Consider the following 26,227-nt stretch of genomic DNA (forward strand, 5'->3'; position numbering starts at 1 on the left):
AAAATTCAATAAATTTATTTTTTTTAAAATGTTAATTATCAGTATTATAAATATGTTTATTTTTAATTTGAACAAAATATATACTCATATTTAGGCATTTGAAAGTGGTTCTTAAATTTATTTTTAGAAGGACTTTTTCTTAAATTAGGAAGAGAAAATAAACGTAAATTTCGGAGTCGATTTGCTGTAGGAAAGTATTTAGTATAAAAAAATAAAAGAAGAAATAGGGAGCTTTATGTAATCCATAAACAATCAACGGCATCTGTAATTATATGGAATAATAATCCAATGGCAATAATTCTTGTTTTTGGAAAAAAAAGTAAACCTACATAGAAAACGATGGCATAATAGGAGTGTAGTGGATGGAAATTAATACTGCATCGTGTCGCATCAAAAAGTGGTGTTGCAATTAAGTGATCTAAATCTACTAACATTGTTAAAACAAAAATAAGCCATACTTTTTTCCAATTATTTTTGAAAAATAAATAAGCTATTATTCCTGGAATAACAAAGTGCATTCCGTAATGTGTAATAAATCTTAAAATTTCCAAATTTATAAGTTAAGAGTTTGACTTTCTAAATAGTTTAAAGCATTTGGGCCTTCCATAAATAGTAAATCTAGGATACTTAAGTTAGACATAAATCCATGATTTTGTTCAAAAACCTGAATATATCGTTCTAAATTAAATATAGTTTTAGATTTTGCTACGGCTAAACTGCGAGCATCTAAAGTAGCTACTTCTTTATGAAATTCTGTAGTTTTTGAAGTTGGAATTTTTAATTGTAACGCATCCATAATAAAATCATGGCACTTCAAATTTAAATCTAATAAAAATGGAATCCTTTTTTCAAAAATCGGGATTAAATCATCTATATAAAATTCGAAAAAAGGTGATGAACGGTATGCCGTTTCCAAAGTTTTTAATTGAATTTTATGCCAATCATCCTTATAATCAATTTTTATTTCTTTTGTTTTTTGTTTGATGCCTTTACTATGTTGAATAGGTACGTTTAACGAATGTTTTCCGTCAGCAGTGTATATATAACAACGATTTCTATAGGTTTGTTTTTGAAAATTATCTTCTACTTCAAAAACAATTTCTTTAGATTTAGCAATTGCAACGTATTGAATTATTGGTGAAAAATATGTTGGTTGTAGTAAGGTCATTTCAAATGATAGTTAAAAATGACAGTCTATTTATTTTAATTTGCTGTCATTCTTGCAAAGGCAAGAATTTATTTAATTCAAAATTTTAGATTCCTGACTTGGCAGAAATAACAAATATTATTCCGCTTTCTTACGTTTTCGGTAAACACTTGTACCATACCAAAGGACTAATATACCTAAGAAATAGTATAAGTAAGACACTGGTTTTCCGCTACCATGAACTGTTGTAAAAACACGTTCCCATCTAATTTTCTCTCCTAAACCTTGTCCATTTGTATCCCAGCTAAACCATACAAAAACAGGTTTACCAACGACATGGTCAAAGGGAACATATCCCCAAAATCGAGCATCTTCAGAATTATGCCTGTTATCACCCATCATCCAATAATAATTTTGCTTGAAGGTGTAATCCGTTGCTAATTTTCCATTTATAAAAATTTCATCACCATTTACGGTAACATTATTTTTTTCATAAACTTCAATAATTCTTTTATAGAATGGTATTGATTGAGCATTTAATTCAACTGTTTTTCCTTCTTCAGGAATATAAACAGGACCAAAATTATCTACAGACCAAGGATATTGTTCGTTATGTGGGAATATAGTTTTATTATAGTTTCCTTTAGGAGTAAGATCTTTTATTACACTTTTAACTAAAGGATTATTTTTTAGTTTTGAAGCATTTTCATCAGTAAGATTAACATAATATTCTCCATTATTTAGTCCTTGGCGTAACTCAGTTGAACCGTATCTGTTCATTAAACTATTAGGATTAAATCCTTCATCTACAGTTACAGTATTAAAATATTGTGTTTTTGCTCTATCTGGTAAAGCAGTTTGTTTACCATTAATAAAAATATAACCATCTTTAATTTCTAATGAATCACCTGGTATACCAACACAACGCTTAACGTAGTTTGACTTTTTATCAATAGGTTTATCTATATGTATATTGGAGTAATCTCTAAAAAATCGAACAGTATCAACTGGCCAATTGAAAACTACAATTTCATTTCTTTTAATATCTTGGAACCCTGGAATTCTAATATATGGAAGTTGAGGAATTTTTAAATAAGATTTAGCCTTCGTTAATGGTAATGAATCATGAACCATAGGTGCAGCAATTGTTGTCATAGGAAGTCTTGCACCATAATGAAACTTGCTTACAAATAGAAAATCGCCCACTAATAAAGATTTTTCCAAAGAAGAAGTAGGTATTGTATAGGGTTGCATAAAATAAGTATGAACCAATGTGGCTGCAACAATTGCAAAAACAATTGAACTTACCCATTCCCCTAATTCAGTTCTAGATTTTAAACTTCTATCCTCAATATAATTAACATTGGTTAAATAATTTATATAGTAGGTGTAAAATCCTAAAGTTAAAACTGCTAAAAATGAGTCAATTGTTGAGGTTTTACCAAAACTTCTAATAGTTTCAATCCAAACTACTGGAAACATTAATAAATTTATAATTGGGATAAATAATAAAATAACCCACCAAGTTGGTCTGTTTATTATTTTCATTAATATAATTGCGTTGTAAACTGGAATTAAAGCTTCCCAAGATTTTCTACCTGCTTTTACGTATAGTTTCCATGTTCCAACAAAGTGAATTACTTGAATTATCATGAAAAATATAAACCATTGAATCATTGTCATAATTAGTAAGTTTTTATATTATTTTAAGCCTAAAACGTCTTTCATTGTAAAAACACCTGCCTTTCCAACCAACCATTCTGCAGCAATCAGAGCACCTAAAGCAAATCCATCTCTATTATGTGCAGTATGTTTAATATCAATTGTATCAACATTGGATTTGTATTCAATGGAATGAGTTCCAGGAACACCAGCTATACGTTTTGCTACTATAGGTAATTCGTTTTTGTTATTTGTTACATTTAAAGCCCAATTATTTTTGTTGGTATGTTTTATAATTCCTTCAGCCAATGTAATAGCTGTTCCGCTTGGTTCATCTAATTTTTGAGTATGATGAATTTCTTCCATTGAAATTTGATATTGCTCTAAATTTGCCATCATTTTAGCTAAATATTCATTTAATTCAAAAAAGATGTTTACACCTAAACTAAAATTAGAAGCGTAAATAAAAGCACTTTTATTAACAATGCAAAGTTTAGTAGCTTCATCAAATTTATCTAGCCACCCTGTTGTACCACTAACAACAGGTACTTTGTTATTTAAACAGTTAGAAATATTAGTAAAAGCAATTGAGGGAATGCTAAAATCAATAGCCACGTCAGCTACTGTAATATCGTATTCTTTTGTGGTTTCATCAACTTTTAGTACAATTTCATGACCTTTCTGTAAAGCAATTTGTTCAATTGTTTTACCCATTTTTCCATAACCTAAAAGTGCTATTTTCATTTTAAAATTTGAAATTAATTTGCGCCCCAACAATGGTTCTATTGTTCATTGTGTTTTTAATTAATTGAGGCTTAATTGTTAAAGCATTATCTACATTATGCTGTATTAGGTGAGCATTGGTACTTGCTTCAATTATCTGTAAAATATATAAGCCAGCAGTTACTAATAATGCTAGATCTTTATCTTTTTTATAGCCTTTTTGCGCTGAAATTAAAGCGTCTTCAGATAAATAAGGGTTTCCATTTAAACCATCAAATTCATCAATTTTACCATTTTCTCTTAATTTAAAAGCTGTTCTTGCTCTATGGTAATTATCATTATTTAATGTATAAATGTATACACCTGAGCCAAGAGCTGCATAAACAAACGGAATTTTCCAATATTTTTTATTGTACGCTTGTCCTAAACCTGGTAATATTGCTGAATAGAATGCTGCTTTTGAAGGTGAAAGGGCATCGTATGCTGAGGAATTCTCAAATATAGTATTCTTAATTTTTAAAACATTTTCTTGAGAAAAACCTTGAAAACCAGTCAAACCAATAACTAAAAAAAATATGTATAACTGTTTGTTTATCACTATTCTAGTAGTTTTTTTAGTCTATTAAAATCTTCTTCTGAATGAAAAGGAATTACAATTTTTCCTTTATCTTTTCCAGCTAATTTTATGTCAATTTTATGTCCAAAATATTCACTAAAAGCTTTTATTCCATTTGAAATGAATTTAGGCGTTTCAGCGGTTTTAGTAGTTTTTTTAGTTTCAATTGAAGGTCCTTCTTTCAGATTTTTAACTAATAATTCAGTTTGACGAACGGATAATTTTTGTTGAAGAATTTTCTCATAAATACCTAGTTGTTCTTCAGTATTTTCAATGTTAATTAATGCTCTACCGTGTCCCATTGATAAAAAACCATCACGCATCCCCGTTTGAATAATTGGGTCTAATTTTAACAATCGTAAATAATTACTAATTGTAGAACGTTTTTTACCAACGCGTTGACTCATTTCTTCTTGTGTTAAATCAATTTCATCAATTAATCGTTGATAAGAAAGTGCAACCTCTATCGGATCTAAATCTTTACGTTGTATGTTTTCAACCAATGCCATTTCAAGCATTTCTTGGTCATTAGCAATTCTTATATATGCAGGTATTGTAGTATTTCCTATTAATTTTGAAGCTCTAAATCTTCTTTCTCCAGAAACAAGTTGAAATTTATTTCCTTCTAATTTTCGAATGGTAATTGGCTGAATAACACCTAATTCTTTTATGGAACTTGCTAATTCCAGTAAGGCTTCTTCATTAAAGTAAGTTCTTGGTTGAAATGGATTTACATCAATTAAATCCATTTCTATTTCAATAATAGAACCTACAATTTTTTCTGCATTTTTATCGTTTGCAGATGTAATATCTGAATTTGAATCATTTAATAAGGCAGATAATCCTCTTCCTAACGCTTGTTTTTTAAATGCTTTAGCCATCCTTATTGTTTAGTTTTAAAATTTCATTGGCTAAGTTAATATAATTAACAGCACCTTTACTTGTTGCGTCATATGCGATAATACTTTCGCCAAAACTTGGAGCTTCACTTAACCTCACATTTCGTTGAATAATAGTTTTGAAAACCATATTTTGAAAATGCTTTTTAACTTCTTCTACTACTTGATTTGAAAGACGTAATCGAGAGTCGTACATGGTAAGTAATAAGCCTTCAATATCTAAATTAGTATTGTGTATTTTCTGAACACTTTTAATTGTATTTAATAATTTCCCTAATCCTTCTAATGCAAAATATTCACATTGGATAGGTATAATTACAGAATCAGCTGCAACAAGTGCATTTAAAGTTATTAAACCGAGTGAAGGAGCACAGTCAATTAATATATAATCATATTCATCTTTGATTTCTTCAAGTGCTTCTCTTAATTTATATTCTCGTTTATCTTTATCAACCAATTCAATTTCAATTGCAACTAAATCAATATGCGATGGAATAATATCCACATTTGGTGAATTTGTAGGTACAATTGCCTCTTTTGCAGTAATGGTATGTTCTAATAATTGATAACTTCCTATTTCTACATCTTCAACTATAATTCCAAGTCCTGAGGAAGCATTTGCTTGTGGATCTGCATCAATCAGTAATACCTTTTTTTCTAACACCCCTAAAGCGGCGGCTAGGTTAATAGTTGTTGTAGTTTTACCTACACCACCTTTTTGATTTGCAACTGCAATAATTTTACCCATAAAAGAATATAGTGTTAAAATAAGTTGTAAAAATACAATTATTTATGGTTTTTAAAAGGGAATAATGTTAACAAAAGAATAAAAATATAATAAGTTAAAAGATTGGTTAACCTTAACTTGTTACATTTAATAAAGTCGAAAAACTTAACAAATAAACAATGTAAATTTTTCGACTTTACTATAAATAATAGATTGAAGCATTTTTGATAACGCTTATCTTTTTATTTTTTTAGCTGGAATGTTTTCTAAAATTTCTAATAAATATTTCCAAAATTTTTGAGCTGATTTGATATTAGCTTTTTCATCTGGAGAATGTGCTCCTTGTATTGTTGGTCCAAAAGAAATCATATCCATTTCGGGATAATTTGTTCCTAAAATACCACATTCTAAACCAGCGTGACAAGCAACAACATCTGCTTTACTTCCAAATAGTTTTTCATAGGTTTCCGTTAAAACATTTAATATTGGAGATTTTACATTAGGTTTCCAACCTGGATACGATCCAGAAAGTGTAACTTTATATCCTGCTAACTCAAAAGTAGATTTTAGCGTGTTTACTAAATCAAATTTTAAAGTTTCTACAGATGATCTTGTTAAACACATAATTGTAATTACTTCATCTTTAACAATTACACGTGCTACATTATTTGAAGTTTCAACTAAATTTTCCATATCATTACTCATTCTATAAACGCCATTATGAGCTGAGTAAATAGTATTAAGTAATGTAATTTGGCTAATAGTAGTCATTACTTTTTTTGGAGCAACTGTTTCAGTAACTGTAATAGTTAAATTAGGATCGACTGTTTTAAACTCATTTTGAATTTGACTTATAGTTGCTTTCGTTTTCTTTAAAAAAGTATCTTTTTTAGCAGTATAAACTGAAATTAAAGCAAAACTTTCTCTCGGAATTGCATTTCTTAAACTACCACCGTTTATTTCAGAAATTCTTAGATGTTCTTGAGATTCATATAATAAACGATTCATTATTTTATTGGCATTTCCAAGTCCTTTATGAATATCCATACCTGAATGCCCACCATTTAAACCTGTTACAGAAACTGAAAAACCAACACTAGTAGAAGGTGTATTAACTTCATGATACACATTTTTAGCAGTAATATCAATTCCTCCCGCACAACCAATATCTATTTCATCATCTTCTTCAGTATCTAAATTTAACAATATTTCTCCATCCAAATAACCAGCTTGTAATCCCATGGCGCCAGTCATTCCAGTTTCTTCATCAATAGTGAATAAAGCTTCTACAGCAGGATGCTTTATATCTGTAGATGCTAAAATACTCATTATTGCAGCAACACCTAGACCGTTATCGGCACCAAGAGTTGTTCCATCAGCTTTAACCCATCCATCTACAACTATCATTTTTATACCTTCGGTATCAAAATCAAAATCCGTATCTGAATTTTTTTGATGAACCATATCCAAATGACTTTGCAAAACAACTGTTTTGCGATTTTCCATACCTTTAGTAGCTGGTTTTTTAATAATCACATTTCCAACAGGGTCAACTATAGTATCTAGGTTTAATTTTTTTCCAAAATCAACCATAAATTGTATTACTTTTTCTTCTTTTTTTGAACCTCTTGGTACAGCATTTAAATCTGCAAAATTATTCCAAAGTGTAGTTGGTTCTAGTACTCTAATATCTTTACTCATTTCTAAATTATTTTTATTATTGTATTTCTAATACAGTTTCATTCAAAGGTTTTCTAACTTTTTTCATTCCAATCATTACATCATCTTCAGCTCTATATCCAACAGGTAACATTAAAACAGATTTTAAATTTAGGCTTTTTAAATTTAATAGTTCATCAATTTTTTCAGGTACAAAACCTTCCATTGGGCAAGCATCAATTTTTTCTAAAGCACAAACAGTCATTAAATTTCCTAAAACAATATAGGTTTGATAAATTGCAGATTGTTGTTTTTCTTCAAGCGTTTTAGATTCATACATTCCAATAAGTTGCTTTCTGAAGTTAGAAATTTCTTCTTCTTTTACTTCTCTTATGTCTTTTTCTAAATCGAAGTAAGCATTTATATTTTCAGTAGTTGTATCATTTTCAATACATAAAACTAATAAATGTGATGCATCAGCAACCATTCTTTGAAAGTAAGAATGTTCTACAAATTTTTCTTGAAGTTCTTTATTTGAAATTACAATCATTTTTATAGGTTGTAAACCAAATGATGTTGGAGTTAAATTGAAAGCTTTTTTAAGAGTTTCAACTTGTTGATTTGAAAGTTTTTTAGAAGGATCAAATTTTTTAGTTGCATATCTCCACTCTAAACTATTAATTATGTTCATTTTTATAAAGTTTATGCTTACAAAAATAATTTAAAAATACTAAAACAGACTGATTTATGGATTCAATTTTCATAACTAAAAGTTAATTTCTACTTTTATAGTTATTAAAAAAGCTATGAAAGAAAATTTACTTCATTTTATATGGAAACTTAAGTTGTTTTCATCTAAAAACTTACAAACAGTTAATGGCGAAATTATTGAAATAATTTCAACAGGAATAGAAAACAGTAATTCTGGCCCTGATTTTTTAAATGCTAAAATTACAATTAACAAGCAACTTTGGGCTGGTAATGTTGAGATTCATATCAATTCGTCTGATTGGTATGCTCATAATCATGAAGTAGATGAAAATTATGATGCTGTTATTTTACATGTAGTTTGGGAACATGATGTTGAGATTTTTAGAAAATCAAATGAAGCAATTGCGACATTAGAATTAAAAAATTATATATCGAAGGATTTACTAAATAAACACAATCAACTTTTTAGCAAAACCAAAAAATGGATTAATTGTGAAAATGATATTAGTACTATAAATTCGTTTGTACTTGCACATTGGTTTGAACGACTTTATTTTGAACGATTGGAACAAAAATCGATACAAATTCAGCAAATATTAACAAAAACGAATACAGATTGGGAATCAACTTTGTTTGTTTTGTTAGCGAAGAATTTTGGGTTAAAAATTAATGCAGATGCTTTTATGAATTTTGCAAATTCCTTCGATTTTTCAATTGTTAGAAAAGTTTCATTTAAACCAGACGAATTAGAGGCATTGTTTTTTGGACAAGCGGGCTTGTTATCGAAAACTTCTGAATCAGTATATTTTATAAAATTAAAAGAGCAGTATGATTATTTAAAGTTAAAATTTAAGTTGATTCCAATTTCAAATAATCAAGTACAATTTTTTAGATTGCGTCCAAATAATTTTCCAACAATACGGTTATCTCAACTAGCATCATTATACGGTACTCACCAAAATTTATTTTCAAAGATTATTGAAATAAATACTATTGAGGGTTATTATGATTTGTTAAATGTTTCAACTTCTAAATTTTGGAAAACACATTATACTTTTGAAAAAGAATCAAAAACGAGCGAAAAAAAACTCACAAAATCTTTTGTTGATTTATTATTAATAAACACGATTATTCCACTGAAATTCATGTATTTGAAAAGTTTAGGGAAAAGCGATTTTAGCACTTTAATATCAATTATTGAACAAATTAAACCTGAAAAAAACACTATTATTTCAAATTTTAATGACTTAAAAATTAAAAGTAATAATGCTTTTGAATCGCAGGCATTGATTCAGCTTAAAAATGAATATTGTAACAAACAATTATGTTTACAATGTTCAATAGGAAAAGAGCTATTGAAATAAATTATTTCAACATTGACTTTTCACGAATAGCTTTAAATTCAGACTTTTCATTCCATTTTGGAAAACTAGATTCGTTTGCCAATTTATATCCAATTTTAAAAAATAGTTGCGCATCTTCTACTATTCCTGCTAAATCAGAAGTTAATGGATTATACTCGTCAGTTGGTTTGTGATAAGCATTTGCCCAATAAGCATTAATTTGCTCTTTTGCCCATTCTTTACCATTTTCTCTACTGTCTTGCCAGCCTTTTATAAACAATGATGGTATTCCTTCTTTTGCAAAACTAAAATGATCGGATCTATAATACATTCCATTTTCTGGGAAAGGTTCGTTAATGATATATCTATTTTGTTCTTTTGCGGCTTGTTCTACATACGTATCTAATTCAGATTGTCCGAAACCTGTAATGGTTACATCTTTCATTTTACCCATTGGTAATAGTAATTCGTAATTTAAGTTTGCAACTGTATTTTTAGATGTTGAAAATCCATTTTGGGCATAGAATCTTGAGCCAATCATTCCAGTTTCTTCAGCAGTAACAAAAATAAATACTATTGATCTTTCAGGTTTGTTCTCTAATTTACTGAAAGCTTTTGCAGTTTCTAACATAGCTCCTAATGCTGTTCCATTATCCATTGCTCCATTATAAATAGAATCTTCATTGTGGATAGGGCCTATTCCAAAATGATCCCAATGTGCACTATAAACAATACATTCATCTGGGCGTTTGCTTCCTTCAATTATTCCTACAACATTTTTGCTGTTTTGAAATTTTAATGCTGTTTTTATAGTTAAGTTTAAGTTACAGTTTAAATTTAAAGCATTAAAAGTGGAATTTTCAGCATTTTTAGTAAGTTCATCAAAATTAAGTCCAGACTTTTCAAATAGTGATTTACATGCATTATCAGTAATCCAACCTTCAAGGGCACATTTTTTAGCATTTAAATCTTTAGCTTGATCTGAAATTCCAGAACCTGATGTGTTTGTTAACACCTGCCATCCATAACCTGCAGGTTTGGTTGAATGTATTACAAGAACCCCTTTAGCTCCTTGTCTGGCTGCTTCTTCATATTTATAAGCCCATCTGCCATAATATGTCATTGCATTACCATTAAAAAGGTTTTTATTTTGTGTTGCAAAACCTGGGTCATTCACTAAAACTAAAACAATTTTATCCTTTACATCTATGTTTTTATAGTCATTCCATCCATATTCTGGAGCTACAATTCCATACCCTGCAAAAATAATTTCAGCATCTTTTATTTGAACTGAGTCTTTAATATGGGGAGTTTTAGCAATGTAATCTTTAACGTTTTCTAAAACTAATTCACCATTTTCAGTATTTAAAGTAATGCTTTTATCGGGAGAAAATTTTAATTCAACCAATGGTACATTTTGAAAATAATCACCATTATAGGCTCCTTTTATGCCCATCTCTTTTAATGAATTAGCAAGATATTGTGTTGCCTTTTCTTCTCCAATAGTAAAAGGTTTTCTGCCTTGAAACTCATCTGAAGATAAAGTAACAATGTGCTTTTCCAAATCTATTTTATTAATTGAATTTTCAGCTTTTTTAGCTTGATCTATATTTGAACAGCTTGTGATTGTTAGTAGAATAAATGAAATTTGAACGAACTTTGATAAAATGTTCATGTTGAGAAGTTTAGGGTTTGTTTGTATATGAAATTTAATTGGTTGGATACCATTTTAGTAAGCGAACATCAATGGTGTTATTTTTTGAATTTACACTATTTTTAAACTCTTTCACATCGCTAAATCCATCTTTTCCTCTGTAATGAAAAGGATACACAATTTTTGGTTGAAATTCTAAAACGGCACTTGCAGCTTGTTTTATATCCATTGTATATGGTAAATTCATACAAATAAAAGCAATATCAATATTTTGAAGCATTCTCATTTCTGGAATATCTTCAGTATCTCCTGAGATATAAATATTTTTGTTATCAACAGTTAAAATATAACCATTCCCTCTACCTTTTGGGTGTTTTGAATCTGCTTCTTCAGGTAAATTATACATAGAAATAGCTTTTATAAAAAAGCCCAATCTGTGAATACCTTGTCCGTTAGCTAAAACTTCAGTTTTATCAAAATACGTACCTTTCAATTGATCTTTCACAGCTTTTGGAGCAATAAAAATAGCTTTTGAAGTATCTAATGAGTCTAATGTTGCTAAATCTAAATGATCCCCATGAGTATCAGTTATTAGTATAATATCAGGAGATTTTAATCCAACATATAAATTAGCACCACCATAAGGATCAACATAAACGGTTTTATTATTATAAGTTAGTACAAAACTACTGTGTAAAATTGGCTTAATTTTTATTTCTCCGTTATTTGTTTTATGGGTTTCAATTGTTGAATTTTGGCTCCAACTAAAGTTAGAAATTAGAAATAGTATAAATAGTGAAATTGTTTTTAATTTCATGAACAAGTGCTTTTTTTGATTTTATTTTAATTATTATTTAGATTTTTATTTCTTTATAAAAATCTTTTACCCAAGCAACCATTTGATTTTCAGTTAATAGTGTTGAATTAGAAACTCCAATTAATTTATCAGCAAGTTGCATATTGCTTTTAAGTTCTTTTTCAAGAATATTTTTCATATTTGAAGGTCCAAACAAAACTACCGATTCACATTTTTCAACTTCTTTTAATAAATTTTTTACGTACTGATTAGTTTGTTCAATTTTACGATTTAATTTATTTTTTTCAAAAGTCATAAACTGTCCTCCAAACCTACCGTATTTTTTTGATTCTCCATCAATACGTTCTCTAGTTTCAATATTTGATTCAATAACTTTAACAGAATGGGTATCATTTGAAAGCTTAATAATTACAGCTTGTTTAGTGTCAATCCAAATTCCAATGTTTTTTTTCATAATTGTTAATTTTAAGTTTTAAACAATCGAGGTAGAGGTAAGAACTATTTGTCTACTATAAAATTACAAAAAAAATCATCAAATTTTTAGTGATTAATGAAAAAACTGTAACAATATTGTTACAGTTTTTTAATGAGTATTTAAATAAATCTAAGTTAAGTCTAGAAACAATACTTGTTTTCAGCGATAACTTTAGAAGCAATAACCTTACGTAATGCTATTGGATTTGGGTTGATTACGTATTTGGTAAATCGTTTTAAGCCCATAAGCATCATTCTTTGTTCATCACCTTCTGAGAAGTAAAGAACAGCCTCTTTTCCAAAGCTAGTTGTTTTTTCAACAGCATTGTATAAATTTAATTTAGCCATTGCTATTTGAATTTCACCTTCTTTTTCAGAGGTTAATTTTACAATTTTTTCAGCTTTTAATAGCGCAGATTCAGCCATATAAACTTCAATCATTACTTCAGCAGCAGCTAAAATTAATTGTTGATGGTTTTCTAATTCAGCTCCATATGTTTGTACCGCTTTTCCTGCAATCATTAAAAAAGCTTTTTTTAATTTAGCAATCATGGCTTTTTCTTCTGATAATAATTCAGAAAAATCAGGTGTTTCAAAAGAAGGAATTCCCATTAAACTATTACCAACTTCCATTGCTGGTGTTAATAAGTCAATTTGGCCTTTCATTGCTTTTTTAAGCAACATTCCAACGGTTAAAAGTCTATTAATCTCATTAGTTCCTTCATAAATTCTAGTAATACGAGCATCTCTCCAAGCACTTTCCATAGGTGTGTCTTTCGAGAATCCCATACCTCCAAAAATTTGAATCCCTTCATCAGATACAAATTGAGAAACTTCAGAACCATACACTTTAATAATTGCACATTCAATAGCATATTCACTAAAAGCTGTTAATTCCGCTTCTTGATGAGTTTTACCGTCTGCCAATAAAGCATCAATCATATTTTGTATGTCTTTAGCTGATCTGTAACAACCAGCATCAAGAGCAAAAGTTTTAGCACTCATTTCGGCATATTTTTTCTGAATAGCACCAAAATTAGAAATTGCTGTTTTAAATTGGATACGTTCATTTCCATAATTAACAGACTCAGTAATAATTCTTCTACTAGCATCTAAACAAGCTGCACCTAATTTAATACGACCAACATTTAAAGAGTTTAAAGCAATTTTAAAACCTTCACCTCGGTCAGATAACATATTTTCAACAGGTACTAAAGTATCATTAAAGAATACTTGTCGTGTTGAAGAAGACGTAATTCCTAATTTGTTTTCTTCTTCACCTAATGTAATACCATTTGGATTATTTTTATCAAAATCTAAAATAAAAGCAGTGATGTTTTTATCTTTTTCAATACGACCAAAAACAATGAAAATTTCAGCGAAACCTGCATTTGAAATCCACATTTTTTGTCCATTAATTTTATAATGTTTGCCATCTGCAGTTAATTCTGCAGTTGTTTTTCCGGAATTAGCATCGCTACCTGCTCCCGGTTCAGTTAAACAATATGCACCAAATTTTTCACCAGATGTTAATAATGGTAAATATTTTTGTTTTTGATCTTCAGTACCATACAGAAAAATTGGCATTGTTCCAATTCCGGTATGCGCACCAAAAGCTGTTCCAACAGAACCTGTTGCTGATGAAATATAATCAGTTACTAACATTGTTGATACAAATCCCATTCCAATTCCGCCATATTTTTGAGGAATTGAAACGCCTAAAAATCCCATTTCTCCAGCTTTACGCATTACTTCTTCAGTTAATGCATAATCTTTCTTTTCAAATCGTTCTTTATGTGGCCAAACTTCACGGTCAATAAATTCAATAACCGCATCTTTCATCATTTTTTGTTCTTCACTAAACTCTTCTGAAATAAAAATATCTTCAGACTTAATTTCTTTGATTAGGAATTCTCCTCCTTTTATTGTTGCCATTTTAAGTTACTATTTAGATTTTAGATTTTTTATTTTAATAATTCGTAAACTCCTGCTGCACCTTGCCCTGTTCCAACACACATGGTTACAATACCATATTTGTTTTTACGTCTTCGCATTTCATTAAATAATTGAACAGAGAGTTTTGCTCCAGTACAACCTAGCGGATGTCCCATTGCAATAGCCCCTCCATTAACATTTACAATATCTTGGTTGATATTTAATTCACGCATAACGGCTAAGGATTGTGAGGCAAACGCTTCATTTAATTCAATTAAATCGATATCGTTTAACGTTAAGTTAGCTTGTTTTAAGGCCTTTGGAATTGCTTTTACAGGGCCAATTCCCATAATTCTTGGCTCAACACCAACAGCTGCAAATGAAACCATGCGAGCAATAGGCTCAATATTTAATTCTTTTACCATTTCTTCACTCATTACTAATAAAAATGCTGCTCCATCACTCATTTGAGATGAATTACCAGCTGTAACACTTCCTCCATTTGCAAAAACAGGACGTAATTTAGCTAAAGCTTCTATAGATGTTCCTTTTCGTGGACCTTCATCAGATGTGACTGTATAATTTTTTGTTTGTTTTTTCCCATTATCATCTAGAAATATATTCTCAACAGTAATAGGAACAATATCATCATTGAATTTATCTTGAGCTTGAGCTTCTAGTGCTTTCATATGTGATTTAAAAGAAAATTCATCTTGATCTTCACGAGAAACTTTAAATTGTTTAGCAACAGCTTCAGCTGTTAATCCCATTCCCCAATAATAATCTTCGTGCCCTTCTTTAGCTGATTTATAATTTGGAACTGGACGATAACCACCCATCGGAATATAACTCATGCTTTCTACACCACCTGCAATTATACAATCGGCCATTCCAGATTGAATTTTAGCAACGGCAATACTTACAGTTTCTAATCCTGATGCGCAGTAACGATTCACTGTCATTCCTGGAACATCATCAATTTTTAATCCCATTAATGAAATTAATCGTCCCATATTTAACCCTTGCTCAGCTTCAGGCATGGCATTTCCAACAATTACATCATCAATTCTTTTTTTGTCTAATTGTGGAAAATCTTTTAATAAATGTTCAATTGTTTCAGCAGCCAATTCATCAGGTCTTTTAAACCTAAAAACTCCTTTTGGTGCTTTTCCAACTGCTGTTCTATATCCTTGTACTATATATGCTGTTTTCATGTTTTTAGTTTCTTAAAGGTTTACCAGTTTTTAACATATGCTCAATTCGCTCTAATGTTTTACGTTCAGTCATTAAACTCATAAAAGCTTCACGTTCCAAGTCTAATAGATATTGTTCTGAAACCAAAGTAGGTTCAGATAAATCTCCACCAGCCATTACATAACCCAATTTGTTTGCTATTTTTTTATCGTGCTCAGATGCATAATGTCCTTTTTCTAAACTGTCAGTTCCTACTAAAAACATACCTAAAGCTTGTTGTCCATATACTAATACTTTTTCAGGAGCTGGTTTGGTATAACCATCTTCAAGCATCAAAATTGCATGACGTTTTGCAGTTGCAATTTGACGGTCTTTATTAACAACAACAATGTCTTTATGTTTTTTAAAGAAACCTAAATCGAACGCTTCGTGTGCAGATGTTGCAACATTAGCCATGGCTACATTTATAAAATAATCACGTAGTTTATTAAGTTTAACATCATCTTTCAATAAACCATCAGAAGCTCTTTTTGCCATTTCTTTTGAACCAGCTCCACCGGGAATAATTCCTACTCCAAATTCAACTAAACCAATATAAGTTTCAGCAGCAGCAACTACTTTATCTGCGTGCATGCTCATTTCACAAGCACCACCAAAAGTGTATCCGTGCGGAGCAATAATTGTTGGACATGATGAATAGCGTAAACGCATAACAGTGTCTTGAAAATATTTTACAGACATATTAAGTTCATCATATTCCTGTTCAATAGCCATCATAAATGCCATTGCTAAATTTGCACCAACTGAAAAGTTAGGAGCTTGATTTCCTAAAATTACTGCGTCGTATTCAGTTTCAGCTAAATCTATTCCTTTATTTATGGCTTGTAAAACTTCGCCACCTAATGTGTTCATTTTAGATTGAAATTCTACGTTTAAAACTCCATCTCCCAAATGTTGAATAGATGCACCTGCATTAGACCAAATTGTTTTAGCTTCTCTAACATTATTTAGAATGATAAAACTATCTTGTCCAGGTATTTTTTCTTGTTTTTTTGAAGGAACATCATAGAAATACTTAGCTCCTTCTTTTAAAGCGTAGAAAGTCTTATTTCCGGTTTCAAGCATTTCAGTTACCCAATTAGCAACAGGAATATTTTCGGCTTGCATTAATTCGATACCTTTTTCAATTCCAATGGAATCCCAAATTTCGAATGGGCCATGTTCCCAACCAAAACCAGCTTTCATAGCATCATCTAAACGATACAATTCATCTGAAATTTCAGGAATACGATTTTGAACATAACCAAACATTGCTGCAAAATTCTTTCTATAAAATTCACCTGCTTTGTCTTTTCCTTTTATAAGCACTCTAAATCTATCAATAACATTATCAATAGTTTTAGTCATTTCAAGTGTTGCAAATTTCGCTTTTTTACTTGGGCGATATTCAAGTGTGTTTAAATCTAACGATAAAATATTTTTTTGACCGTTTTCAATAACCATTTTGTAAAAACCTTGCTTAGTTTTACTTCCTAACCAATTGTTTTCCATCATGGTATTGATGAAGGTTGGTAGTTTAAATAAATCGTGAGCTTCGTCATCAGGACAGTTTTCGTATATTCCGTTAGAAACGTGAACTAACGTATCTAAACCAACAACATCAACAGTTCTAAAAGTTGCAGATTTTGGTCTACCAATAACTGGACCTGTTAATTTATCAACTTCTTCAACTGTTAAACCTAATTCTTTAACTTGATGGAATAAACTCATAATTCCAAAAATTCCAACTCTATTTCCAATAAAAGCAGGTGTATCCTTTGCTAAAACAGATGTTTTTCCTAAGAATTTTTCACCGTACATCATTAAAAAGTCTGTAACTTCTTGTTTACAGTCTGGTCCAGGAACAACTTCAAATAATTTTAAATAACGAACCGGGTTAAAAAAGTGTGTTACGGCAAAATGTTGCTTAAAATCATCACTTCTGCCTTCGCTCATAAATTTTATAGGAATACCAGAAGTATTTGAAGAAACTAAAGTACCAGGTGTACGATATTTTTCAACTTTTTCAAATACTGATTTTTTAATATCAAGACGCTCAACAACAACTTCAATTACCCAATCAACATCTTTAATTTTAGAAATATCATCATCTAAGTTCCCAGTGGAAATTCTACTGGCAAATTTTTGATTGTAAATAGGTGACGGTTTAGATTTTAATGAAGCCATTAAACTATCATTAACTATTCTGTTTCGTACCACCTTACTTTCTAGTGTAAGTCCTTTTGTTTTTTCTACTGTATTTAATTCACGAGGAACTATATCCAGTAACAAAACTTCTACACCAATGTTTGCAAAATGACAGGCAATACCTGATCCCATAATACCGGAACCAATTACAGCTACTTTTTTTATTGGTCTTTTCATTGTTTTGAGTTTATATTTTTATTTAGTCGAATTAATTCCAAAAATCATTTTGTTACTTATTAAATCATTGATCGTTTCAGTAACTTCAAAAAAGTTTTTTATTTTTTCAGCTGAAACATGTTCATTAACAGTTTGGTTAAACTTAATAACATATTGTTTTGAGATATTTCTTTTCTCAATACCAAAATCTGTAAGTTTTATAAGAACTCCGCGCCCATCATTAGGGTTTTTCTCTCTATATATAGCCCCTTTTTCTTCCATGCTTTTTAAAATACGAGAAAGACTTGTAGGTTCCATTCCCATTAATGGGCCTAATGAAGTAGATGGCGTTCCTTTTTCTTTATCAATATTTAATAGCACAAAAGCCATTGCCATGGTACTCTCATGTTTTGTGGCCTGTTCATTATACATTTTTGCTACCATTTGCCATGTAGCTCTTAATGTATGATCGATGGTTTTTTCCTTTTGCATTCCCAAATATATATAAAAATACTATGCACGCATAATAAATTTTAAAAAATTATATTGTTGTGTAACTTTTGTTTGTTTATTATCAAAAAAAAGAATAAGTTTAAATCATTAAAATAAATATAAATATTATGGGAACCAGAGAGCTTATAGGAAAAATTATTATACAAGAGAATATTGATACAGTTGATGAAAATAAAATGCCTAAAACATTTGTTATAAATGTTCCTGATCCTTATAAAAATTATTATGGAAGATTTACAGAAGTAGAGAAACCAAACTCCATAATTTTTGTTACTAAAACGCCTAATTCATTTGAGAAAATTTTACGTGTTACGAATAAAATTAATAAAAAATATGGTTTACAACTTCATGGAGCGAAATGTGAGATAACCATAAAAGATCGTAAATTAAATGGAGTACGAGTAAAAGGAATAATTAAATATCCTGAAATTGCTCAAATTCAACAATATTATTTTGATGAAGGTTATGATTTTGCCAAAAGTGAAAAATTTCATGATGTTGATGCATTAATTAGAATTAATAGATTTATTAATATTGAAGAATTAGAAAAAGGCATCTATCATTCTAAAGATGAAGATGATACCTATTACGTAGAAGTTCCAAAGTATATGACTTGGGAAAATTTTAGAAAAATCACCTTTGAAGTCAAAAATAATATTGCAGATAGAAACTATGATATAGCTAAAGGAATTTTATATGAAAATGATGGCATTACTGAAATATTACGTATTGTAAAACCTAAGGCTACAGTTGAAATGTTAAAAACAATTCAACAAAAATATATTGATAAACTCATGTGATTTTTAATTTTAGTAAAAGTTTAACCTGTTTCTGATAAAATAAAATTATTTTCGTTCACGGAATCAAAAACTAAAGAATGAAAAATATTTTAACCGTTGAAAATGTATGTAAAAACTATGGAAGTTTTAAAGCATTAAACAACGTTTCAATTTCAGTGCCTGAAGGAAGCGTATTTGGATTATTAGGTCCTAATGGAGCTGGAAAAACTTCTTTAATAAGAATTATTAATCAAATTACCTTACCAGATAGCGGAACCATTTATTTAGATGGTGAAAAATTACAACCGCATCATATTCAGAATATTGGATATTTACCTGAAGAACGTGGTTTGTATAAAAGCATGAAAGTAGGTGAGCAGGTATTGTATTTAGCGCAATTAAAAGGAATGTCTAAAACGGAAGCAAAAAAAAAGCTTTCATACTGGTTTGAAAAATTTGAAATTACAGATTGGTGGGACAAAAAAATTCAGGAACTTTCAAAAGGAATGGCACAAAAAGTACAATTTATTGTTACTGTCTTACACACTCCTAAATTGTTAATTTTTGATGAACCATTTAGTGGGTTTGATCCAATTAATGCAAATCTAATTAAAGATGAAATATTACAATTACGTAATGAAGGTGCTAGTATTATTTTTTCTACGCATAGAATGGAGTCGGTTGAAGAGTTATGCGATAATATTGCATTAATCAATAAATCGAATAAAATATTGGATGGCAAATTAAATGATATCAGGCAGCAATATAAAACCAACCAATTTGAAGTTGGACTCTTATGTATTGATAAAGAAACTGTTTATAGCCAGATTAATTCTCAATTTATTGTTGAAAAATCAAAATCACCTTCATTTAATAATGATTTAAGACTTTTAATAAGTCTAAAAAATGGTGAAACTTCAAGTAATTTGATTCAATTTTTAAATAATAAAGCACAAATAACACATTTCACTGAAGTTATTCCAAGTGTAAATGATATATTTTTAAAAGCAGTTGCAAATAATGGGTAAATTAAAATTAATCATAAAAAGAGAGTTTTTAGCAAAAGTTAAAAATAAATCGTTTATAATTTTAACAATTTTAAGTCCGCTTTTAATGGTAGGGTTATTTTCTTTAATAATTTTTTTGAATGAGAAAAATAGTGAAGAAATACGTACTGTTGCTTTTGTAGATGAATCACATCAATTAGCTTCAATTTTTGATAATTCAGAGTCTACAAAATATATAGATTTAACAGCCTTAGGATTAGATGAAGCTAGAGCAAAAACAAAAGAATTTTATTACGGACTATTATATATTCCACAAAATGATAGTTTAGTGGAGCTTTCAAAAGGAATTTCTTTTTTTTCTGAAGATTCTCCAAGTTTAAACTTACTGAGTGAAATTGAAAATAAGCTTGAGAAGAAAATTAGAGATTTAAAGATTGAGCAACTGCATTTTGATATTGATAAAATAAAAGCAACTGAAACCAATGTTGTTATTGTTACTGAAAATTTTTCGGGAGAAAAATCATCAAAAATTGGTAGTTTGTTAAGAATGGCAGTTGGTGGAGGTTTTGGTTATTTAATATTTATGTTCATTATTATTTATGGAACTTCTGTAATGCGCAGTGTTATTGAGGAAAAAACAAGTAGAATTATTGAAGTTATCATTTCATCTGTAAAGCCTTTTCAACTAATGCTTGGTAAAATATTAGGAAATGCCTTGGCAGGTGTTTTACAATTTATTATTTGGGCAATTTCAGCAGGTTTAATGCTAACTGCAATAACTTATATTTTTGGTATTGAATCTGCAAGTTCAGGTTCTGCAATGGCACAAATGAATCCTGAAATAATACAGCAAGTACAAGAAACTTCAACCAATGATTTACAATTAGTACTTCAAGAAATAAAGAATTTACCAATTCTTACCATGTTTTTCTCGTTTATTGTTTACTTTTTAGGAGGTTATTTAATCTATAGTTCAATTTATGCAGCTATTGGTGCAGCTGTAGATAGTGAAACAGATACGCAACAATTTATGATGCCAGTATTAATGCCACTAATTATTGCTATTTATGTTGGTTTTTCGGTTATTGAAAACCCACATGGTCCAATTGCTTTAGGATTTTCATTATTCCCATTAACATCCCCAATTGTAATGTTAATGCGTATTCCATTTGGTGTACCGTGGTGGCAAATAATTACTTCAATGTTATTGTTAATTATTACCTTTATAGTAATAGTTTGGTTTGCAGCTAAAATATATAGAGTTGGAATTTTAATGTATGGAAAAAAACCAAGTTATAAGGAATTGTATAAATGGTTAAAATATTAAATTTTAAATGGAAATTATTATAAATATTATTGATAAAATAAAAGACATTTTTAACTATACGCTTAATTTAAGTAGTGATATTCATATTTCAATAAAAGGAATATTACTTATTCTTGTAATTTTAGTTTTTACTTCATTTTTATTAAAAATGATAAGAAAGTTAATGACTAATAATCTTCCTAATGAAGATAAAGTTAAATTTGTAACATTATTTTCATACGGTAAATGGTTTATTTATGTAGTCATTTTGTTAGTTACATTTCAGACTATTGGAGTAAACGTAACTGCTATTTTTGCTGCTTCTGCTGCATTGTTGGTAGGTATTGGTTTGGCATTGCAAACTTTAATTCAAGATATTATTTCAGGTGTTTTTATGATTGTTGATAAATCATTACACATTGGAGATGTTATTGAAGTTGAAGGTAGGATGGGTAAAGTTGAAGAAATTAATTTACGAACAACAAGGATTATAACAATTGATAACCGGGTGCTAATTGTGCCAAACCATTTATTTTTAACCAATAGTTTGTATAATTACACTTCAAATAGCGAAATAACAAGAGAAAATGTTGAAGTTGGAGTAGCCTATGGAAGTGATTTGCAATTGGTTAAAAAGATTCTGCATCAAGCTGTTGCCTCGCATAAAGATGTTCTAGAACTCCCTAAACCGGTAGTTTTATTTATGGATTTTGGAGATAGTTCCTTAAATTTTAAGGTGGCATTTTCTGTAAAAGATAGTTTTAATGCTAGATTTCCAAAAAGTGATATTCGATTCGAAATAGACCGTTTATTTAGAGAAAATAATATTCAAATACCATTCCCACAAAGAGATTTACACATTTTTCAAGATAAAAAATAAAAATAAAAATGTCAAAAATATTAATAATAGAAGATGAAGCTGCAATTCGCAGAGTATTAAAAAAAATAATTTCTGAAGAGAACGATACCTACCAAGTTGAAGAAGCTGAAGATGGTTTGGTTGGAATTGATATGATATCTAAATCTGATTTTGATTTGGTCTTATGCGATATTAAAATGCCGAAAATGGATGGCGTTGAAGTACTTGAAAGAGTTAAAATTTTAAAACCTGAAATTCCAATTGTTATGATTTCTGGACACGGTGATTTGGATACTGCAGTAAATACAATGCGCTTAGGAGCATTTGATTATATTTCAAAACCACCAGATTTAAACCGTTTATTAAATACCGTTAGAAACGCACTTGATAAAAAAGAGTTGGTTGTTGAAAATAAACTTTTGAAGAAAAAAGTGAGCAAAAAATATGAGATGATTGGTGATAGTGAAGCTATAACTCATATTAAAACAATGATTGAAAAAGTAGCACCAACTGATGCACGTGTATTTATTACAGGGCCAAACGGTACAGGAAAAGAATTAGTAGCACATTGGTTACACGAAAAAAGCGAAAGAACAAAAGGGCCTATGGTTGAAGTGAACTGCGCAGCAATTCCTTCAGAATTGATTGAAAGCGAGTTGTTTGGTCACGTAAAAGGTTCATTTACTGGAGCAAATAAAGATAGAGCTGGTAAATTTGAAGCTGCAAATGGTGGAACTATTTTTTTAGACGAAATAGGAGATATGAGTCTTTCAGCACAAGCTAAAGTTTTAAGAGCTTTACAAGAAAATAAAATTTCACGTGTTGGTAGTGATAAAGATATAAGAGTTGATGTTAGAGTAATAGCAGCAACTAATAAAGATCTAAAGAAGGAAATTAATGAAGGTAATTTCAGAGAAGATTTGTACCATAGACTTGCTGTAATTTTAATTAATGTTCCAGCTTTGAATGAAAGAAGAGAGGATATTCCACTTTTAATTCAATTTTTCGCAGAACAAATAGCAAATGAACATGGTACAGCTGTAAAATATTTTTCACAACAGGCAATAGAATTATTACAAAATTATGACTGGACAGGGAACATAAGAGAGCTTAGAAATGTAGTTGAGCGGCTTATAATTTTGGGGGAAAAAGAAGTTTCTGAAAACGATGTTAAATTGTTTGCAAGTAAATAATAAATTAAAAATCCCGCAATAGCGGGATTTTTAATTTATTTAATATAATTTTTTGAACTTAGTTGGATTTACTTCGTGCATAATAGCATAAATAGATTCAAAAATATCTTCAGCATTTGGTTTTGAAAAATAATCGCCATCAGTACCATAAGCAGCTCTGTGTTCTTTTGCTGTTAAAGTAATTGGTTTGCTATCTAAATAGTCATAAGCGTTTTGCTTTTCTAAAATTTCATTTAACAAATAAGCTGAAGCTCCTCCAGGAACATCTTCATCAATAATAATAAGTCTATTCGTTTTTTGGATACTTTTTACCACATCATGATTATTATCAAACGGGAGTAAACTTTGAGCATCAATAATTTCTATATCAATATCAACTTGTGCTAAATCATTTACTACATCTTGTACAATTTTTAAAGTTGAACCATAAGAAACAACTGTAATATCAGCACCTTCTTTTATAGTTTCAACAACCCCAATTGGAGTTTTAAATTCACCAAAATTGTTAGGTAATTTTTCTTTAAGTCGGTAACCATTTAAATTTTCGACAATTAGTGCAGGTTCGTCACATTCTAATAATGTATTGTAGAATCCAGCAGCTTTCGTCATATTTCTTGGAACTAAAATATTCATTCCTCTTAATGAATGTACAATTGCTCCCATTGGTGAACCAGAATGCCAAATTCCTTCTAATCTGTGCCCACGTGTTCTTATAATTAGGGGTGCTTTTTGTTTCCCAGCTGTTCTATAATGAAGTGTAGCTAAATCATCACTTAAAATTTGTAAAGCATATAGTAAATAATCTAAATATTGAATTTCAGCAATTGGACGTAATCCTCTTAATGCCATTCCAATACCTTGTCCAACAATAGTAGCTTCTCTAATTCCTGTATCCGTAATTCTAAGTTCACCATATTTTTCTTGAAGACCTACTAATCCTTGATTTACATCACCAATATTTCCAGCGTCTTCACCAAAAATAAATACATCGTTGTGTTTTGAAAAAAGGGTGTCAAAATTATCTTTTATAATAATTCGTCCATCAACTAGCTCAGCATTTTCACTGTAAGTTGGAAGTACCTCTTTTGAAAGACTTACTTTTTTATCAGTTTGACTATATAAGTGAGAACTGTAACTTGGTTGTTTTGTTTTTATATAAGTAGTAATCCAATTTTGTAATTGAGTTTTTTCAATTAAATTCTCATCTCTAACATACACAATAATTTTTCTAGCTGTAGATAAAAGATCTTTTCTTGAAGGTTCAAGAATTGACAATAAATCATTTTTAAGTTTCAATATAAAAGCTTTGTTTTTGCTTTTTTCTGAAAGATTATTAAGAATATTAATTAATATGTTTTTTTCTTCTTTTATAGGATTTAAAAAAGCATTCCAAGCTTCTCTTCTGGCTTGACTTACTTCTTTTTTAGCGTCTTTTTCAATTTTAATTAATTCTTCTTCAGAATCTATAAACTTTAGGGTATTGTTATTTTCATCTTGCAAATTAAATTCAATAATCCAATCACGCATTTTAACAATACAATCATTTTGTTTCTCCCAAATTAAACGTTCTTTACTTTTGTAGCGTTCGTGTGAGCCTGAGGTAGAATGACCTTGAGGTTGTGTTAAATCTTTTACGTGGATTAATACGGGAACATGTTCTTCACGAGCTATTTTAGAAGCTTTGCTATATACATCAATTAATTTAGGGTAGTCCCAACCTTTAACTACAAATATTTCATAACCATTAACTTCATTTTCTCTTTGAAATCCTTTTAAAATTTCAGAAATACTCTCTTTTGTAGTTTGATATTTTGCCGGTACAGAAATACCAAAATCATCATCCCAAACATTAATAACCATAGGAACTTGTAATACACCTGCAGCGTTTATGGTTTCAAAAAATACACCTTCCGAAGTACTAGCGTTTCCAATGGTTCCCCAAGAAATTTCATTTCCATTGTTAGAGAACTTACTATTTTTTATTTCCGAAAGATTTCTATAAAGTTTTGATGCATATGCCAATCCTAACATGCGAGGCATTTGCCCTGCTGTTGGAGAAATATCACTACTTGAATTGTATTGTTCAGTTAAGTTTTTAAAATGCCCTTTTTCATCTAAACTATGTGTAGCAAAATGGCCTCCCATTTGGCGTCCACCGGACATTGGATCAGCATTAATATCAGCGTGAGCATATAAACCTGCAAAGAATTGTTGAGGTGTAAGTTCACCAATAGCCATCATAAAAGTTTGATCCCTATAATATCCTGATCTGAAATCACCTTTTTTAAATGCCTTTGCCATTGCCAGCTGAGCTACTTCTTTTCCATCGCCAAAAATACCAAATTTAGCTTTACCTGTTAAAACTTCTCTACGACCTATTAGACTACATTCTCTGCTTAATACAGCGATTTTATAATCTTGTAGTACTTCTTGTTTAAATTGATTAAAAGAAAGTGGTTCTAGGTTTGTAGATGAAGATTTTACACTCATATTTTTGATTTTTTTTAGTTTTGCAAACTTACAATTTTTAAATGAAATTTAAAAATCACTAGTAAAAGTTGAATTAAACTTAAAAATTCAGTTAAAAATATTGATAAACTTGTGAA

The 26,227-nt window shown here is 29.6% G+C and carries 23 protein-coding genes; 6 read left to right on the forward strand and 17 right to left on the reverse strand.

Annotation, left to right across the window (positions count from 1 at the left end; all coding sequences use genetic code 11):
* Nucleotides 1-233: 233 nt before the first annotated feature.
* The 9 genes from Q0352_RS06240 to Q0352_RS06280 form a co-directional block, all read right to left on the reverse strand.
* Nucleotides 234-551, reverse strand: coding sequence for a DUF6122 family protein (locus Q0352_RS06240; protein ID WP_367274605.1), 318 nt, complete (start codon nt 549-551; stop codon nt 234-236).
* 2 nt (nt 552-553) lie between these two features.
* Nucleotides 554-1,168 (reverse strand): WbqC family protein, encoded by a 615-nt coding sequence (locus Q0352_RS06245; protein ID WP_299525269.1) that lies wholly within the window; start codon nt 1,166-1,168, stop codon nt 554-556.
* A 117-nt stretch (nt 1,169-1,285) separates the two neighbouring features.
* A complete protein-coding gene (gene lepB / locus Q0352_RS06250; protein ID WP_299525272.1) occupies nt 1,286-2,830 on the reverse strand; it encodes a signal peptidase I in 1,545 nt (514 codons plus the stop codon).
* An 18-nt stretch (nt 2,831-2,848) separates the two neighbouring features.
* On the reverse strand, nt 2,849-3,553 hold the full coding sequence (gene dapB / locus Q0352_RS06255; protein ID WP_299525275.1) for a 4-hydroxy-tetrahydrodipicolinate reductase: 705 nt from the start codon (nt 3,551-3,553) through the stop codon (nt 2,849-2,851).
* 1 nt (nt 3,554) lies between these two features.
* Nucleotides 3,555-4,130 carry a DUF5683 domain-containing protein gene (locus Q0352_RS06260; protein WP_299525278.1) on the reverse strand — a complete coding sequence of 192 codons (576 nt, stop codon included), beginning with the start codon at nt 4,128-4,130 and terminating at the stop codon, nt 3,555-3,557.
* Nucleotides 4,130-5,029 (reverse strand): ParB/RepB/Spo0J family partition protein, encoded by a 900-nt coding sequence (locus Q0352_RS06265; protein ID WP_299525281.1) that lies wholly within the window; start codon nt 5,027-5,029, stop codon nt 4,130-4,132. Before Q0352_RS06265 ends, Q0352_RS06260 begins: the two co-directional genes overlap by 1 nt.
* Nucleotides 5,022-5,795 (reverse strand): ParA family protein, encoded by a 774-nt coding sequence (locus Q0352_RS06270; protein ID WP_299525284.1) that lies wholly within the window; start codon nt 5,793-5,795, stop codon nt 5,022-5,024. The genes Q0352_RS06265 and Q0352_RS06270 overlap by 8 nt, the downstream gene beginning before the upstream one ends.
* A gap of 213 nt (nt 5,796-6,008) precedes the next feature.
* Nucleotides 6,009-7,475, reverse strand: coding sequence for an aminoacyl-histidine dipeptidase (locus tag Q0352_RS06275; RefSeq protein ID WP_299525287.1), 1,467 nt, complete (start codon nt 7,473-7,475; stop codon nt 6,009-6,011).
* 16 nt (nt 7,476-7,491) lie between these two features.
* On the reverse strand, nt 7,492-8,124 hold the full coding sequence (locus Q0352_RS06280) for an NAD(P)H-dependent oxidoreductase (RefSeq protein ID WP_299525290.1): 633 nt from the start codon (nt 8,122-8,124) through the stop codon (nt 7,492-7,494).
* Nucleotides 8,125-8,239: 115 nt separating this feature from the next.
* On the opposite strand from Q0352_RS06280, the gene Q0352_RS06285 reads away from it, so the two are divergent.
* Nucleotides 8,240-9,508, forward strand: coding sequence for a DUF2851 family protein (locus Q0352_RS06285; RefSeq protein ID WP_299525293.1), 1,269 nt, complete (start codon nt 8,240-8,242; stop codon nt 9,506-9,508).
* A gap of 1 nt (nt 9,509) precedes the next feature.
* Here Q0352_RS06285 and Q0352_RS06290 read toward each other — a convergent pair whose 3' ends face one another.
* From Q0352_RS06290 to Q0352_RS06320, 7 genes are all read right to left on the reverse strand, one after another.
* Nucleotides 9,510-11,162 carry a M28 family metallopeptidase gene (locus tag Q0352_RS06290; protein ID WP_299525296.1) on the reverse strand — a complete coding sequence of 551 codons (1,653 nt, stop codon included), beginning with the start codon at nt 11,160-11,162 and terminating at the stop codon, nt 9,510-9,512.
* A 34-nt stretch (nt 11,163-11,196) separates the two neighbouring features.
* Nucleotides 11,197-11,958 (reverse strand): MBL fold metallo-hydrolase, encoded by a 762-nt coding sequence (locus tag Q0352_RS06295; protein ID WP_299525299.1) that lies wholly within the window; start codon nt 11,956-11,958, stop codon nt 11,197-11,199.
* Between the two features lie 37 nt (nt 11,959-11,995).
* Nucleotides 11,996-12,412, reverse strand: coding sequence for a hypothetical protein (locus Q0352_RS06300; protein WP_299525302.1), 417 nt, complete (start codon nt 12,410-12,412; stop codon nt 11,996-11,998).
* Nucleotides 12,413-12,573: 161 nt separating this feature from the next.
* Entirely contained in the window at nt 12,574-14,367 is a 1,794-nt protein-coding gene (locus tag Q0352_RS06305) for an acyl-CoA dehydrogenase family protein (protein WP_299525304.1), read from the reverse strand.
* A 29-nt stretch (nt 14,368-14,396) separates the two neighbouring features.
* On the reverse strand, nt 14,397-15,581 hold the full coding sequence (locus Q0352_RS06310) for an acetyl-CoA C-acyltransferase (RefSeq protein WP_299525307.1): 1,185 nt from the start codon (nt 15,579-15,581) through the stop codon (nt 14,397-14,399).
* A 4-nt stretch (nt 15,582-15,585) separates the two neighbouring features.
* Nucleotides 15,586-17,985: a 3-hydroxyacyl-CoA dehydrogenase/enoyl-CoA hydratase family protein gene (locus Q0352_RS06315; RefSeq protein WP_299525310.1), complete on the reverse strand. Its 2,400-nt coding sequence runs from the start codon at nt 17,983-17,985 to the stop codon at nt 15,586-15,588.
* An 18-nt stretch (nt 17,986-18,003) separates the two neighbouring features.
* Nucleotides 18,004-18,456, reverse strand: a complete 453-nt coding sequence (locus Q0352_RS06320; protein WP_299525313.1) for a MarR family transcriptional regulator — start codon at nt 18,454-18,456, stop codon at nt 18,004-18,006.
* A 128-nt stretch (nt 18,457-18,584) separates the two neighbouring features.
* On the opposite strand from Q0352_RS06320, the gene Q0352_RS06325 reads away from it, so the two are divergent.
* The 5 genes from Q0352_RS06325 (at nt 18,585) to Q0352_RS06345 (ending at nt 23,621) form a co-directional block, all read left to right on the forward strand.
* Nucleotides 18,585-19,277: a hypothetical protein gene (locus Q0352_RS06325; protein WP_299525316.1), complete on the forward strand. Its 693-nt coding sequence runs from the start codon at nt 18,585-18,587 to the stop codon at nt 19,275-19,277.
* Nucleotides 19,278-19,354: 77 nt separating this feature from the next.
* Nucleotides 19,355-20,284, forward strand: coding sequence for an ABC transporter ATP-binding protein (locus Q0352_RS06330; RefSeq protein WP_299525319.1), 930 nt, complete (start codon nt 19,355-19,357; stop codon nt 20,282-20,284).
* Nucleotides 20,277-21,590: an ABC transporter permease gene (locus Q0352_RS06335; protein ID WP_299525322.1), complete on the forward strand. Its 1,314-nt coding sequence runs from the start codon at nt 20,277-20,279 to the stop codon at nt 21,588-21,590. The genes Q0352_RS06330 and Q0352_RS06335 overlap by 8 nt, the downstream gene beginning before the upstream one ends.
* Nucleotides 21,591-21,597: 7 nt before the next feature.
* On the forward strand, nt 21,598-22,449 hold the full coding sequence (locus tag Q0352_RS06340; protein ID WP_299525325.1) for a mechanosensitive ion channel domain-containing protein: 852 nt from the start codon (nt 21,598-21,600) through the stop codon (nt 22,447-22,449).
* Nucleotides 22,450-22,457: 8 nt separating this feature from the next.
* Entirely contained in the window at nt 22,458-23,621 is a 1,164-nt protein-coding gene (locus Q0352_RS06345; protein WP_299525330.1) for a sigma-54 dependent transcriptional regulator, read from the forward strand.
* A gap of 39 nt (nt 23,622-23,660) precedes the next feature.
* On the opposite strand, the gene Q0352_RS06350 is transcribed toward Q0352_RS06345, so the two are convergent.
* Complete coding sequence (locus Q0352_RS06350; RefSeq protein WP_299525332.1) at nt 23,661-26,111, reverse strand: thiamine pyrophosphate-dependent enzyme; 2,451 nt, start codon at nt 26,109-26,111, stop codon at nt 23,661-23,663.
* Nucleotides 26,112-26,227 lie beyond the last annotated feature (116 nt).

This window comes from uncultured Lutibacter sp. (assembly GCF_937891065.1).
Taxonomy (GTDB): domain Bacteria; phylum Bacteroidota; class Bacteroidia; order Flavobacteriales; family Flavobacteriaceae; genus Lutibacter.

Bases quoted from the DNA above. Each gene is read 5' to 3' on its own strand.
- Q0352_RS06245 (WP_299525269.1), bottom strand. From the start codon at position 1,168: ATGACCTTACTACAACCAACATATTTTTCACCAATAATTCAATACGTT.
- lepB (WP_299525272.1), bottom strand. From the start codon at position 2,830: ATGACAATGATTCAATGGTTTATATTTTTCATGATAATTCAAGTAATT.
- dapB (WP_299525275.1), bottom strand. From the start codon at position 3,553: ATGAAAATAGCACTTTTAGGTTATGGAAAAATGGGTAAAACAATTGAA.
- Q0352_RS06265 (WP_299525281.1), bottom strand. From the start codon at position 5,029: ATGGCTAAAGCATTTAAAAAACAAGCGTTAGGAAGAGGATTATCTGCC.
- Q0352_RS06270 (WP_299525284.1), bottom strand. From the start codon at position 5,795: ATGGGTAAAATTATTGCAGTTGCAAATCAAAAAGGTGGTGTAGGTAAA.
- Q0352_RS06275 (WP_299525287.1), bottom strand. From the start codon at position 7,475: ATGAGTAAAGATATTAGAGTACTAGAACCAACTACACTTTGGAATAAT.
- Q0352_RS06280 (WP_299525290.1), bottom strand. From the start codon at position 8,124: ATGAACATAATTAATAGTTTAGAGTGGAGATATGCAACTAAAAAATTT.
- Q0352_RS06285 (WP_299525293.1), top strand. From the start codon at position 8,240: ATGAAAGAAAATTTACTTCATTTTATATGGAAACTTAAGTTGTTTTCA.
- Q0352_RS06290 (WP_299525296.1), bottom strand. From the start codon at position 11,162: ATGAACATTTTATCAAAGTTCGTTCAAATTTCATTTATTCTACTAACA.
- Q0352_RS06295 (WP_299525299.1), bottom strand. From the start codon at position 11,958: ATGAAATTAAAAACAATTTCACTATTTATACTATTTCTAATTTCTAAC.
- Q0352_RS06300 (WP_299525302.1), bottom strand. From the start codon at position 12,412: ATGAAAAAAAACATTGGAATTTGGATTGACACTAAACAAGCTGTAATT.
- Q0352_RS06305 (WP_299525304.1), bottom strand. From the start codon at position 14,367: ATGGCAACAATAAAAGGAGGAGAATTCCTAATCAAAGAAATTAAGTCT.
- Q0352_RS06310 (WP_299525307.1), bottom strand. From the start codon at position 15,581: ATGAAAACAGCATATATAGTACAAGGATATAGAACAGCAGTTGGAAAA.
- Q0352_RS06315 (WP_299525310.1), bottom strand. From the start codon at position 17,985: ATGAAAAGACCAATAAAAAAAGTAGCTGTAATTGGTTCCGGTATTATG.
- Q0352_RS06320 (WP_299525313.1), bottom strand. From the start codon at position 18,456: ATGCAAAAGGAAAAAACCATCGATCATACATTAAGAGCTACATGGCAA.
- Q0352_RS06325 (WP_299525316.1), top strand. From the start codon at position 18,585: ATGGGAACCAGAGAGCTTATAGGAAAAATTATTATACAAGAGAATATT.
- Q0352_RS06330 (WP_299525319.1), top strand. From the start codon at position 19,355: ATGAAAAATATTTTAACCGTTGAAAATGTATGTAAAAACTATGGAAGT.
- Q0352_RS06335 (WP_299525322.1), top strand. From the start codon at position 20,277: ATGGGTAAATTAAAATTAATCATAAAAAGAGAGTTTTTAGCAAAAGTT.
- Q0352_RS06340 (WP_299525325.1), top strand. From the start codon at position 21,598: ATGGAAATTATTATAAATATTATTGATAAAATAAAAGACATTTTTAAC.
- Q0352_RS06345 (WP_299525330.1), top strand. From the start codon at position 22,458: ATGTCAAAAATATTAATAATAGAAGATGAAGCTGCAATTCGCAGAGTA.
- Q0352_RS06350 (WP_299525332.1), bottom strand. From the start codon at position 26,111: ATGAGTGTAAAATCTTCATCTACAAACCTAGAACCACTTTCTTTTAAT.